The organism is Marinilabilia salmonicolor, assembly GCF_003003035.1.
In the GTDB taxonomy this organism is placed as follows: domain Bacteria; phylum Bacteroidota; class Bacteroidia; order Bacteroidales; family Marinilabiliaceae; genus Marinilabilia; species Marinilabilia salmonicolor_A.
Genome location: NZ_PVTS01000005.1, coordinates 1 through 15,102, shown reverse-complemented (window position 1 = coordinate 15,102; position 15,102 = coordinate 1). Strand labels below are relative to the sequence as shown.

The window sequence follows — 15,102 nt, the reverse complement described above, 5'->3', positions numbered from 1 at the left end:
TAAACAAAGAACTTTTTTATATTTTAACAATACAGTTATATTTGTCCTCATCAATAAAAAATTAAACATCATTTTCTGAGATATGAAAAATTTATCACTCGTTCTTAATGCAGTACTGCTTGTGGCTGTGGCTGCATTGTTTATCATTGTACTCTCCGATGGTTCAGAAAAAAAGGAAGAGGCGAACCAGCAAACTACAAAAGAAGAGGTACAAGACTATCCCATAGCCTATATCAATACCGATTCTTTATTAATAAACTATGAATATGCCCGTTTCCTGAACGAAGAACTTTTAACTGAAGAAGAATCATCAAGAGCTGATTTCAACGAGCGTTTGAGAGTCTTTCAGGATGATATGAGATCTTTTCAGCGTAAGGTTCAAAACAACGGATTCCTAAGCCTGGAAAGAGCACAAAACGAGGAAAGAAGATTGCGCGAAAAGGAGCAGGAACTTCAGGAACTCAACAACCAAATGTCCAACAACCTGATGCGTCAGCAAAACCAGATGAACAGAGAGCTGCGTGATACCATTACCGGATTTTTGGAGGAATACACAAAAAAACACCCCTACAAACTGGTATTAAGCAATACCATGGGGGACAATATTCTCTTTGCCAACAAGGCATTAAACATAACTGATACTGTTGTTGAGCAACTTAACAAACGTTACGAAAGTTCCAAAGAGGAGAAATAAAACAGGTCAACCACAACTATGACCAGGAAAAAAGATCCGGCAATTCTTTTAAAGAATTATCTGGAAAAACATAATCCTCCATACCGCATAAATACACCTGCGGATGCCAAAACCGGGCTAATTGTAGTTATTCCGGCCTATCGCGAGGATGAACTCATCTTTTCCACATTAAAATCATTGTTTTCATGTGAACCTCCATCCTTTCGGGTGGAGGTTATTGTTGTTTTAAACACACCTGAAGACGAGCAACCGGAAATCATTTCCGAACAAAAAGCATGTGCTGCTCAAATCCGGGAACTTGCAAATTCGGAAGCTTGTCCACAGTGGCTGGATCTCTTCACATTAGAGGCCTACGACCTCAGAAAAAAACATTTTGGTGCAGGACTCGCCAGAAAGACAGGCCTGGATGAGGCAGCAAGACGGTTTTACAGCATCGGAAAGCCCGATGGAGTAATCGCCTGCCTGGATGCAGACAGTCCCGTTGCCGTCAACTATTTTTCCGCAATTGAAGAGTGGTTTTCCAATAGCAATCATGCAGGTGCCTCTATCTATTTCGAGCATCCTCTGGAGGGCAAAAGTTATCCGGATGAAGTTTATGAGGCCATCACCCTTTACGAATTACACCTCAGATATTATCTGCTCGCCCTGAAACAAACGGGATTTCCATACGCCTTCCATACCGTGGGTTCCTGCATGATCTTCCGGGCCATCAACTATGCACTTGTGGGTGGAATGCCTAAAAAACAAGCGGGTGAAGATTTTTATCTGCTGCAGAAACTCATACCGCTGGGAGGATTTGGCGAACTCAATACAACAACTGTTTACCCCTCTCCCAGACCTTCGGACAGAGTCATTTTCGGCACAGGGGCAAGTGTCAAAAATCATTTGAAAGGAACCCAAAAACAGGGAACAACTTATAATCCGCAGGCTTTTAATGACCTCAAAACCTTCTTTTCACTTGCCCCGGAACTGGAAACGCTTCCTCCCGAAGAATTTGAGGACTGGACCTATCAACTCACTGGTCCGCTTCGAAGTTTTTTACTCAACACCAACTTTGAAAAAGAGTTGCGTACCATCCAACAAAACAGCAGCAACAGCAAAACGTTTTTAAAGCGTTTTTTTGGCGCTTTTAACGCCTTTACGATCATTCGATACCTCAACTATGCTCATGAGCATTTCTACGCCAAATCTGACCTTTTTGAGGCTGCTTTTGCCGCAATTGAAATGACCGAAACAGATTTATCGGAGATTTTGGATGAAAAAGAATTGTTAGCGGCGTATAGAAAAATGGAGAAAGGCACAGGGAATGAGGGTTGAGAGATGAGGGTTGAATTCCATGCCGCAGGGACGCACGCTCGTGCGTCTAAAAATCCGGTAACCCCGCGAAAACATTCATTTAAAGCAGAAAAAACCTGTCACCCCATCCGGGGCTCTTCCATTTCATCCAGAAAAACCAAATGTGTTTTGTTCATCTCCCATGATAAAGAGATTCTTTCTGGGAGCATTCGAAATTAACTATGTATTTGTCTTAGCCCCCGGAGGCGATAGTTTGGTAGCAATAGTAGCAAAGGGATGTAATAATATTAAAGAAGAGCCCCGGCAGGGGTGACAGATAATAAAGGCCCCCCACACAACCAATCGCATCATGTGAATTTGAATTTCGGAATTCCAGCCTGCACACGCTTCCAGCTTCCAGCTTCTACCTTCTAGCTTCTAGTCAAATCTTCTGCCTGTTCAACTTCTACCTGCAAACTCCTTTCTCCTAAAAAATGGACCTTCTACCTCTTCTGTAATTCGACTTATTCCGCAACCAGTCATTTCCGGGCTCTGTGCAAGGGATGGCTCCTCTGGGTGAATCATTAAATCCTGATGTGGAGAAGCGCCAAACAAGCGAAAATTCATTGGCTCCACCACTGTATCCTGCCAGATTGGAAAGAGTCATGTCATAACTGTAGGCAAGCCTCACCTGCCCGATGTTAAAACCTAAAATAAAGATCAGTGCATCATTATTGGTCAGGCCTTCACTTTCCATGACCGGAATACCCCGATACCACAACCCCAGTTCAAATGGGTTGATGTACCAGTAAGTTCCCAAATCCAGCTGTTGAAAATCCTGCTGCTTGCGGTACATAAAAGCCAGCGTTCCTGCCACCTCATCCTGATTTCGGGTACGTGGACGGAAACGGTATTTTCCTCCGCCATAAAGAGTGGTGCGAATGGGAAGAGATGATTCCACGTCGGTGAAACCAATGTCACTTTTTACCAAATGATCAACAACTGTCCCCACCCAGAAATCATCACTATAGATCATAGCTGATGCTGAAGCATCGATTTTTCGGTAACTTTCGGCTTCAAAGTCACCCAGTGCACTGGCCAGGATGTCTCCCTCTGGCCCGATCTGATCCCCCCAGAGCAGGGAAGTAGGGTCAATTTTTCTTTCAAAGTATTTAAAATTCAGTCCCGGGCGGGCATAAATTTCTCTGGTAATGGGAAACTCATAAGCATATACCAACCCAATATTCTGGGTTATCAACTGGCCGCTTCCCTGATCATCCCGCACAAAAACAAGGCCGAGTCCGCTGTTGTAATTTTCAAAGAAATGATCGGCAGCAAAAGAGAGTGTCCGGTAAGTATTGGGAATACCGGGCCACTGATCCCTGTATGCCAATGACACCCGGCTGCCATTGGTAAGCCCGGTAAACGAAGGGCTCAGATAGACCGGATTGGCATAGACCTGCGAAAAAGTAGGATCCTGCGCATTTATTTCCCCACTGAAAATCAGCAGAAAGCAACCCAAATAGACAATATATTTAAAACCTCTGTTCATTCAACTATCAATTACCAACTATCAATGATCAATGATCAATTACCAATTACCAATGATCAATTACCAATTTTATCTTACCAACAGGACGCTGCCGGTTTCACGGAATTCCTCCCCGTTTACGAAGGTACCACTAACTCTCCATACATAGACCGCCTGTGGTGCCAATTGCCCTTTGTAAAGCCCATTCCATCCCTCATCGATATCTGTGGATTCATAAATCAACTGTCCCCAGCGATTGTAAATCTGTATCTGATAGGTATCCACATCTCTATATACGGGTCGGAAGAGGATATTTGTTTCACTGGACTGATGCGAACTTCCTCCATCGGGTCGTGGCCTGAAGGCATTAGGGAACTTAATAAACCCTTTGGAAATGGCAGTAACGGCACCCTCTATGACAGTACTGTCCTCACACCCGAATTCATTGGTCACATGAAGCATAACATCATAAAGCCCACCTTCAGTATATTCGTGAACCGGATGAGCCTCAGTTGAGCTGTTTCCGTCTCCAAAATCCCACAAATAATCTGCCGCATCTACAGAGAGGTCGAAAAAGCGAACCTCATCTCCCGGAACATAAACCACTTCAGGCATTACACTAAAAGCAGCCTGCGGATGATCATAAACACGAATAATTTTTTGGTAACGTCCCTCAATTCCATCCGGTCCGGGAACTGTTAAGGTAACGGAATAATTTCCCGGATCCTCAAAGGTATGCAGAGGATTCTGATCTCCGGAAGAATTGCCATCTCCGAAGTCCCAGTGGTAATCGCGGTTCTGAACACCAACAGAATAATTGGTAAACAGTACCTCCAGAGGCCAGCAGCCTTCATCCACATCGGTAATGAAGCCGGCATCAGGCACAGGACGGTACTCCACGCTCACATCATCATAAGAGGTACATCCTTCCACGTCAATCACCCAACGATAGGTATTTATGCCTTCACTCAAACCGGTCACCATAGTGTTGAAGAATGCAGGATCCTCAAACTCACCGGTACCTCCAACAATATTCCAGCGGGCATTCAAATCTCCCACATTATTGGCATTCAACATAGCCTCAGGCTCATAAACCACCACATCTTCACCCGCATAAGCATCCGTTTTGTTGCTCTTGATGGTCACGGTACTTTCTGTTACACAATCATCGTAAGAGATGGTCCATTTATAGACATTGTTTCCGAAACCAATATTCCGCACTATGGAATTATTGGAATTTGGCGATTCAAAATCTCCTGCACCACTTACCACGGTCCAGGTTCCGATGGCACCGTCGGGCGGCAGGTTGGCATTCAATGTAGTATAATTGTCACAGAATTCCTTATCATTTCCGGCATCACTCTGCTCTGGCACCTTATTAAATATAACAACCGTATCTCTGGAAAAACACTGATCTTCACCTGAGCCATTCCAGATTTCCCACATAAGGATATTCTCCCCAAAGCCAAGGTCACGGATAACGGTACTCTCATCAGCAGTATTATCGAAAACTCCATTTCCTGAAACGATGTACCACTCTCCCACTCCCTGCAGCGGTGGGTTGGCATCCAGTTGGGACCAGTCTTTACAGTCGGCCACATCAGGTCCTGCATTGGCATTAGTAGCCGTATTGTTGGTAATCTCAATTTCATCAGACAGGGTACATTGTCCCTGAGAAACCGTCCACTTCAAAACATTTCTTCCCTGTGCCAGATTATTTATTTTTGCTCTGGGGTCTGTGACATCAGAGATATTACCTCCACCCTCAACGATGGACCAGAAACCTTCTCCATATTCAGGAGTTGAAGCCATCAGGTCATGGTTGGGTTCACATACGGTGAGGTCACTACCCGCAAAAGGCGTAGATGGAAGGTTGTTCACAATAAGTACGTCGTCCTCACTGCGGCAAATATCATTTTCCACAATCCAACGGAATACATTCTCGCCTTTGGCAATATTGGTTACAGAAGCCTTCGGATTATTAATATCGGCATCCGAAATGGTTGCAGAGCCAGAGATGATCTCCCAACGTCCGGTTCCGATTTCCGGTTGCAGCGCATCCAAAACAGTTGCATCAGCACACTTACGCTGGGTATTTCCCGCATAAGCAGTACTGGGGGAAGCATTGGTAATACTCACCTCTTTGGTGGTTTGACAACCTTTGTAACTAACGGTCCACTTCAATCGGTTTACACCTTTTCTCAAATTACGTACAGTGGTTCCGGGATCATTGATATTATCAAAGGTTGCCTGACTGGTGCCACCGGCAACGGTCCAGGTACCTGTGCCGGGTGAAGGATTGGCAGCTTGCAGCACTTCTGTATCGGAACAAACGGTGCGATCATCACCAACTTCAGGTTCAATGGTATTGTAATCAACCTGCACATCATCAATCGAAGAACAACCCTCATTAACGATGGTCCACCGGAAGACATTGGCACCAAAATTCAATCCGTTTACCTGAGTATTGGGATTGTTGGCATCCACAAAATCGCCACTTCCATTTCGTACGGTCCAGGTACCATTGCCCACAACCGGGGTATTAGCACTCAGAGTAACAGAATTTTCACAGGAAGCAAAATTACCTCCTGCATCTGCTTCGGTAGGCATATTGTTAACAATCGTAACGGTAGCCACATCGGTACAATGTCCGTTTGTCACAGTCCAGGTTAGAATATTTTCACCCTGAGCCAAATCTCTTACCGTGGTATTGGGATTTGACGGATTGTCAAAAGAGGCACTTCCGCTACCACCGATAACGCCCCATGTTCCCACACCTGGTGCGGGATTGTTAGCACGAAGTGCAACGGTATCCACACAGATCGGCTCCGGATTCAGGTAGAGAATCTTCGCCTCTTTGAAATCATTACGTATGATTACATCATCCCAATCGGAACATTGCCCGTTGGTAATAGTCCAGCGGAACTTATTCTCTCCCTGTCCCAGATTGGTAACTTCAGCATCAGGTTCTGTAGGATTCTGGATTTCACCGGAACCGGAAATACGTGTCCATTCACCTGTATGCCGGGTAGGCAAACTTCCCGAAAGCACCACCGTATTTTCACAAACCGGACGGTCGTCTCCTGCATTGGCAACAGATGGCTCATTATTTGTTATGGTCACGGTATCCTGCAAAGAACAGTTGTCCGTAGAAATCACCCACAAAAAGCGGTTCACACCAGGTGTAATTCTCCGTGCCATATTGCCATCAAACTCAGCCCCACCTTCGAGGATACGCCATTCCCCGGTTCCATGATTGGGAACATTGGGTTCCAGCAGAACACTATCGGTACAAAGCGTCTTATCATCACCCGCATAAGGTGTAGTGGGTGTGCCGTTAATAACCGTAATCGTATCGGTTGAATAACACACTTTATCCACACCTTTTTTGATGCTGTAAACAAATCGGTTCTCTCCCTGCATCAGATTGGTTACCTCAGTTATCACGGCAGTAGGATCAGCAATATCTCCCCCTCCTGAAACGATTGACCAGGATACTGTCCCCATTCCCGGGTCGGGTTCATTACCTTCGAGCAGGAAGGTATCATCACAGGTAACACCGCCATCTTTTGGTCTGGCCTCATCGGGTTTATTGTTGGTCACCACAATCACATCGGATGTTGACGTGGTACCGGGACCATACGAGATGGTCCAAACAAATTCGTTGTCACCGGGGCCGAGGTTTCGCACCATGGTATTCGGATTGTCGTCATCCACAATTTCACCCGAACCGTAGCTGCCACGTGTCCAACGCCCAATGGCATTACCAGGATCGTTGGCTCCCAGTTGAACATCAGAAACACAGGTAATAAAATCAGGAATGGTCTCAGCCTGTATAACGTCGCCATTGGTAATGGTAACCTGATCGGATCTGGAACAATCACCCAAAGTAACCGTCCACATAAACACATTGGGTCCCATTTCCAGTTCTGTAACTTCGGTAGTGGGGCTGGTAGGATCATCAATATTCCCACCACCTGAAATAATAGTCCAATAACCATCCCCTCCATCGGGTGCTTTCGTTGCTTGCAAATTGGTAGAACCGTCTCCACCTTCCAGCGTTTGATCCCCTCCGGCTTCCACCACTTCAATTGCATTCACCTGAATGGTTACCAAATCAGAAGAAGTACAACCACTCCCGATGTGTTCCACAGTCCAACGCAATTGATTGGTGCCATATCCCAGTTTTACCCGTGCATTGGCGTGCGTATTGGGGTCTTCCCAGGTAACGCTTCCCATACCCGGCTCCACACTCCAATATCCCACATAACCAGCAGGAGCAGGTATAGCTGCCAGATTTATTGTTTGCTCACAAGTAACCGTATCTTTTCCGGCAAATGCTTCCACCTGATTGTTGATTACGGTTAACTCAGCTGACGATGAACAGTTTTGGTTCTTGATAGTCCAGCGATAGATGTTTTCTCCATATCCTACGCCGGTGACATCAGTATTATAAAACGTAGGATCATCGAAACTTCCGCTGCCTTTGACAATCGACCAACGCCCCGATTCATACGATTCTTCCTGATTACCGGTGAGCGTGGTGGTAGTACCACATATTGTTTGAGTAGTTCCAACATCTGCTGGTGTAGCAGCATAACTCTCGATGGTTACCTCATCAGGAGTATCGCATCCATTAAGAGAGATTGTCCACCTGAAAGTATTGTTACCATTCACCAGATTGTCCACCTGCGTATTCCAGGCATTTCCATCAGCAAAAATGGCATTTCCATCGGCAGCACCCACAGCTGTCCACTGACCGGAAGCTCCGGCTGGTGGCACTGTTCCATTCAGCACAACCGAGTTGCTGCAAGTGGTAAAGCCATCTCCGGCATCCACCTCCAATTGATTGTTGTAAATCCTTATTTCGTCGAAGGTGGTACAGTTCCCATTCTTTGTTATTGTCCAGCGTAAAACATTTTCACCCATTGAAAGATTGGTGACAGATACATTATGACTGGTGGCATCATCAAAGTTTGCCCGCCCTTTAATAACAGTCCATTTTCCTGTCTGGTATGTTCCTAATGCAGGATCATTTGCAGTAAGACTGATCTCATCCCCGCACAATTGTCTTATCTCATCACCATCTATTTCAGCCTGATGTGCCTGATCATTCACAACAACTACTTCTGCAAAGCTTTCACACCCATTCTGAGTAATGGTCCATCGTAGAGTATTCTCACCGGGTGCCAGGTCATAGACAGTAGTTCCGGCTTCGGTGGCATCAACAAAAATACCACTTCCATCACCCGGTTCAATGCTCCAGTTACCCGATGTATTATCAGGCAACACTGTGCCATAGATATCTGTAGAGCCATCACAGGTCAGAGACTTGTCCACATCAGCTTCCACGTTCAATTTATTGTTACGAATAACTACCTGATCGGTACTGTAACATTGTGTTCCGTTATCGGTTACTTTCCATTCCAGCACCAAATCTCCGGAAGAGATATTGGTAAGGGTGGTGTTAGCAGCATTTACATTATTAATATTTGCATACCCGGAAACAATCGTCCATTTTCCGGTCTCAGTACCACCGGGTGTATTACCATCAAGTCCTGGTCCCGCAATTTCAGGGCCACAAATCATTCGGTCACTTCCGGCATCGGCATCAGGATTGGCATTAACCGTGACAGCATACGTTGCCACATTGGTGGACATTCCGCAACTGTTAAATGGTGTAGCCGTAATTTGTCCGGCTGTAGCAGTGGTAGCATCATCCACATCCACAATAATGCTGGCACTATTCTGTCCTGAAACGATGGTCAGGCCTTCGGGAACTGTCCACTGGAATCCTTCCACAACATCAATTGGAGTCACAGAGTAGCGTACTCCTTTGGCAGACTGACAAAGGTCTGAAGGTCCTGTAATAGCACCAACTGTTGGAGCAGGACGCACATTCACATACAATCTGTTCAACGGGCCATTGCCGCAACCATTGGTTCCCTGAACGGTGATATAACCGGAAGCCGAAGAAGCATCAAATTCTACCTGAATTTCCCGGGTACCTGCGCCACTTATAATGGATCCAACACTGGCAGGAACCTTCCAGGTATAACTGTCAGCATCTGTAATGACAGGAACGCTGTATGTGGCCGTATCCACCTGACAGACCTCTGAAGGTCCGGCTATATCGCCGGCGGCTTCAGGCACTTCATTGACAGTAATGGTCACCGGAAGTCCGGTAAGTGTAGCCGGGCAGCTATTAGCTCCACTGTAGGTATCCGTAACGGAAACCAGTGAATATTCGGTAGTCACCAGTGGTGATACATTCAGACGGTAATAAAAATTACCAGCAACTGTTGTCAAATCACTGCTTTCAACAGTAATTGTATGATTTACAGGAGTACCACTGAGATCATCTTCCTGATAAGTAACCTCCCAAGGGCCACTTGAAGCAGGATCAAAATCAATATCTATATAGCTTGCATCGCCACGACAGATTTCAGGAACCGTTGGAGCAATCAACTCCACGGTGGTCGTAGGATCAACAGTAACAGTAGCATCTCCGGAAACGGTTCCTGTACAATGACTGTCAGTAACAGAAACCAGGGTATAAGTGGTGGTTTCCACAGGTGAAACTTCAATAACTTTCGTTGAAGAGGTGATTCCTGTTTCAGTATAGTTATTGGTTCCGTCGGTGTAAACAATTGTCCATGGAGCGGCACCGGTAAGGCTCACCCCAATATTGCGTGATTCACCGGGACACAAGCGTCCATCGCCATAAATAGTGGCGGTAGGCGTTTCATGAATGGTTACGGTAGCGACACCGTTGCCTACACCCTTACTACAGGTTGTGCCAGTTTCAACTACACTTGTAACTTCATAGCCCACAACGCCTGCTGAAGGAGCAGTAGTCGGGGTAAACTGGAAGGGAGATTCAGGAACAGTTACCTCACTACCATCATTCAATGTAATATCCAAATCAGGTTGTGAAGTAAAGTCCCAGTTGGCAATGGTCAGCAACAATTCCGGAGATTCTCCCCGGCATAAGGTTTCATAACCGGGAACAACCTCTATACTGGCTACAACGTGAGGCTGGGGAACAGTCATTGAAATGGTTTGGTAACAGTCATCTTCTGCTGTTCCATTGGAGTAAATACCATCTTCATTGCTGTCATCCCATACTCTGAGCGTATAATTACCAGCAATCAGTGTATTAAATGTATGATTGCCTGTTGTTGTTATTTTACCGGATGTTCCGGCGGGACCAATAAGCTCCATCTGATATTCAAAGGTACCTGCATTATCAAGAGGTGTACCACCTGAAACAGTAACTTCAATGGATCCATCATTACCACCAACACAAGTTACCGGGGTAATATCATCCACAGCAATATTGATCACAGGAGGTTCAGCAATAGTAACATCAGTTGTCTCTGTAACACCATTGGCATCGGTCACCTCAATATGGTAACTGCCGGGAATAAGATTTTTCCGTTCGATGAAATCATCATCGCCGTTGTAAATCTCATCAGCACCACGAGTCACCACAATATGATAAGTTGCAGAACCACTGGCCATATCGGGAGTTCCACCTGAAGCTTGAATACGGATTTCTCCGTTGTTATTTCCAAAGCAGGGACGAACATCTTTATGTGTTTCAGAAATGGCAAGAGCACTTCCCGGTTCGGTCACTTCCACAGTAATATCATCGGTACAACCGTTATCATCCTCTACCTCTATGGTATAAGTCCCAGCAGGTAATCCTTCATTTCGATTGGAATCATCAAAACTGGTGACAGTTCCGGTAGATTCAGTCCAGTCATAAGAATAACTTCCTGTACCACCCGTCACATTCACCTGAATAGCTCCGTTGGAACCGGAAGGCACCGTTACATGTAGTACTTCATCCAGTTCGATATTCAATGGCTGAGCTGGCTGCCTAATTGTATAAGGCCCAAAATTGGCTACACAACCGGTCACTGCATCTGTCACTTTAAGATTATAAGCACCTGCGCCCACATTTGTAAGCTGATTGGTTGTTTGGCTACTTAAATCACCGGGACCACTCCATGCATAGGTATAAAATCCCATTCCACCTGCGACAGTCACTTCAATACTTCCGGTTGCACTGCCATAACATTTAACATCCGTTGTAACTACATCTGTCACTTCAATGGGGCCGGTTGGTTGCGATACCACGAATGACTCCGTGAAAGTACAGGTTGCACCATAATGCTGGAGTTCTAAGTCCACTACCTCTACTTCGTAAGTCCCACCCGCGAGGTTTTCAATATCTTCATCGGTTGATGAGAAACCATCAGGGCCTCTCCAAGCAAAGGAGTAGTTACCTGATCCGCCTGTCGGATTAATTGAAATGGCACCTGTCTCCTCGCCGAAACAAACGATAGGCGTGATAGAAGGATTGAGTTCAATATCGTTGGTAATAGGAACTTCAACAGTCAATGTTCCTCCACAAGTTCGGTCATCGGAATAAGTTACAGTATATTGACCGCCACTCAAACCAGCCTGATTTTTATTGTTTGGACTAACGGTAGGATCTCCATTCTCATCTATCCAGGAGAAGGTAAACGGACTTCGGCCACCTTCTACTTCCAATTCGATGGCTCCATTGTTGGAATCGGGGCAGGTTTCGGCTGTAACTACCGGGGTAATACTGATGGGTTTGGCAAGAACCACCGTTTTGGTCACAGAACAATTGCCCGGTGAACCCAGGTCTGTCAGGGTGAAATTGTACTCACCACCCTGTACGTCTACAAAATCATCACTTTCGGTCCATCCTGATGGAACGCCCGGTCCGGTAGCAGAGAACTCATACGGCCCAAAACCTCCTGTTGCAGAAGTCTCATCCAATGTAATACTGTTGGTACCGTTACACTGTGTATCGGTGGAAGTAACATTAAAATCAAGCACCGCTGGTTCAATAATTTCAATGGTCGTATTCTGTTCGCAACCGGTTAAAGCATCAGTCACGGTAACACCATAAATGCCACCTTCCAGACCCACCTGTTTTCTAAGTCCGGGAACAATACCAAGAGCAGACGCAGGCGTCCATGCATATTCATAACTACCACTGCCCCCTGTGACATCCATTGTAATCTGTCCGTCGGCATTGCCATTACAGGAAACATCTATCTTTTCGTAATCTACATCAATAGCTGCAGGCTGTGTGATGGTATAATTTTTTGTTACTGAATAAGGATTAGTACCTCCACCACAGTCCTGGTCAGCATGATTATCGGAAATAGTTACTGTGTAAGTCCCGGCTGTAAGTCCATTCTGATTTTTAACATTAGGATTGGCAGTTGGATTACCTCCTGCATCAACCCACGAATAAGTATAATTACCGCTTCCACCGGTAATGGTCAGTACAATGCTGCCATCGGTTCCGCCATTACATCTTACATGAGTCAAATCTTCTTCCACTGAGATATCGCCAAACACTGTAATGGATTCCTCCTGACTGCAACCGGCCTCGTCGATAATGCGCACGGTGTAAGTTCCGGCCTTTTTAATATTCGAAATACTTTGTTCATCACCAGCGATAGCAAAGCTGCCCGGCCCGTTCCAGACATAGGTAAAGTTAGCAGGATCACCTGTTCCATCGGAACTATCCAGATTGTTAATGGTAATGGAACGGTTATAAGGGCTGCAATTATCAAGCGATGTGGTCAAATCAAAGGTGATCGGATTCGGTTCATCGATGATAAACACTTTGGTTACATCACAGCTGTTGCCATCAGTAACTGAAAGAGTATAACTACCAGGCTCTAAGTCATAGAGATTGGGATCGAAACCAAACTCATCACTCATCATAGTAATGGTACCAATTCCAGGCCCCTGCCAAACATATTTTAAAGGCTGGGAAGGATCGGAAGCACCTGTCACCTGAACATTGCGAATAGCTCCGTCGGTACCTCCTGCACAGGAAATATCTCTCACTGACGCACTGATGTTGAGAACATTGTCGTTTTCAACAGTGAAATCTTTGCTGATGGTGCAGCTACCACGATCAGGATCAGTGACTGTAAGTGTATAAGTACCTGGTGCCAGACCAGACTGATCTAATGAGTTTTGATCAATACCAACAGCTGCTGCCGGTGTCCAGGCATAAGTATAATTACTGCTGGCACCTGTTACCTGCACATTAATAATTTCACCGTCCTGAATTCCGGAACAAGTGGCATTCACTTCATTTCCGGAAATTTCGATGTGTTCCAGGGTAAATGTCTCAAATATTGGATTGTCGCATCCGGTTGAGGCATCTGCATTATTGTCTCTAACACGTATCTCGTAATTTCCGGCGATCAATCCTGTAAAGTTAACGGTAGAAGTACCATCCACGGTTTGAGTCTGAATAACGCTGGTATTGGTATTCAGCAAACGAACGTGGTAAGAAAAGTCGCCTGCTCCATCAGGAACACCACCTGAAATATCAAAGCTTACTGTTCCACTGGTTTCATTACCCGCAATTGAACCATCACAGGCGATATCTGAGGTAATATTATTTATGCTCAGCGGGGCTGCTGGTTCATTAATGACAGCTGTGACAGCTGGTGCCTCACAATTATGGTCATCATAGACAGTAATCGTATAAGTATTGGCCGCCAGGTCGTTGATGGTAAAGATGGGGCCACCACCACTAACCGTACCAACGCCATAATCCACGATGTATGGGGGCGTTCCTCCGGTAACGTTTACTTCGATACTTCCGGAGTTATCACCATTACAGGTAGTTATATCCTGTGGTGTTGCAGTAACCGACAATGGATCCGGCTCTTCAATTAGGAAGGTTTCAGACTGCTTACTACAACCTGTTGGAGCTATCTCTGTAGCAACCACATAATAACTTCCTGGTGCAAGCCCGTCAATGCTGGTTGAACCATCGCTAATCGTTGCAAAAGGAGTCGCCGGTGTACTGGCCTCATACCACTCATAGGTATAGGATGTATATGGCCCATGGCCGCCGGAAATGTTAAAGAAAATTTCTCCGTCGTCGGCGCCATTACAGGAAATTTGTGAAACAGTTCCTGAAATCACAATAGGATCGGGTTCTCCGATAGTAAACGATTCGGAAATGGTGCAGACACCTGTTCCATCGGTAACCTGCAATAAATAATCACCCGCACTCAATGTGTTATTGGAGCCCGGACCATTGGTCGTTCCTGTTATAATAGATCCGCTTTGCGGAATAATACTGTAAGCATAATCCCCTAAAGAAATATCTCCACCTGAAATATCAAAACTGATAAAGCCATTTGCAGCACCCGGGCATTCGGCATCACGCACCTCATTCACTGTCAGCACCAGCGGATCAGGCCCTGTAAGATCAATACCCGCAATACTCTCCACTACCCCATTGGCGTCTTCCACTCTCGCTGTATAAAATCCGGAAACCAGATTTTCATACCGGGCAATGTTTCCTGAAATGGAACCATTGGTAATTGTGGTAGAAGGCTGACGCACAAGTGAAAAAGTATAATTTGCATCGTTCCCGCCGGTTGCACGGAGTTCAATTACACCATTGCCGGCCCCGTTGCAAGGTATCCACCCCAGCAATGACATCTTTCCTGGCATGATCCAGACGCCTACCTTTGTCAAAAAAAATCATGCAACACAGAAAATCTTTAAACCAGAG

Annotated in this window: 4 protein-coding genes; 2 read left to right on the top strand and 2 right to left on the bottom strand. The window is 45.6% G+C overall.

The window, feature by feature from the left end; all coding sequences use genetic code 11:
• Positions 1 to 82 precede the first annotated feature (82 nt).
• Both BY457_RS06225 and BY457_RS06220 read left to right on the top strand, forming a co-directional pair.
• A complete protein-coding gene (locus BY457_RS06225; protein WP_106152482.1) occupies positions 83 to 694 on the top strand; it encodes an OmpH family outer membrane protein in 612 nt (203 codons plus the stop codon).
• Between the two features lie 18 nt (positions 695 to 712).
• A complete protein-coding gene (locus BY457_RS06220) occupies positions 713 to 2,011 on the top strand; it encodes a glycosyltransferase (RefSeq protein WP_106152481.1) in 1,299 nt (432 codons plus the stop codon).
• A gap of 445 nt (positions 2,012 to 2,456) precedes the next feature.
• Here the strand turns inward: BY457_RS06220 and BY457_RS06210 are convergent, their stop codons facing one another.
• Both BY457_RS06210 and BY457_RS06205 read right to left on the bottom strand, forming a co-directional pair.
• Positions 2,457 to 3,521, bottom strand: coding sequence for a PorP/SprF family type IX secretion system membrane protein (locus tag BY457_RS06210; protein ID WP_258176637.1), 1,065 nt, complete (start codon positions 3,519 to 3,521; stop codon positions 2,457 to 2,459).
• A gap of 69 nt (positions 3,522 to 3,590) precedes the next feature.
• Entirely contained in the window at positions 3,591 to 15,041 is an 11,451-nt protein-coding gene (locus tag BY457_RS06205) for a PKD domain-containing protein (protein ID WP_106152479.1), read from the bottom strand.
• Positions 15,042 to 15,102 lie beyond the last annotated feature (61 nt).

Coding starts and splice junctions, on each gene's coding strand:
- BY457_RS06225 (WP_106152482.1), top strand. CDS start 83: ATGAAAAATTTATCACTCGTTCTTAATGCAGTACTGCTTGTGGCTGTG.
- BY457_RS06220 (WP_106152481.1), top strand. CDS start 713: ATGACCAGGAAAAAAGATCCGGCAATTCTTTTAAAGAATTATCTGGAA.
- BY457_RS06210 (WP_258176637.1), bottom strand. CDS start 3,521: ATGAACAGAGGTTTTAAATATATTGTCTATTTGGGTTGCTTTCTGCTG.
- BY457_RS06205 (WP_106152479.1), bottom strand. CDS start 15,041: ATGCCAGGAAAGATGTCATTGCTGGGGTGGATACCTTGCAACGGGGCC.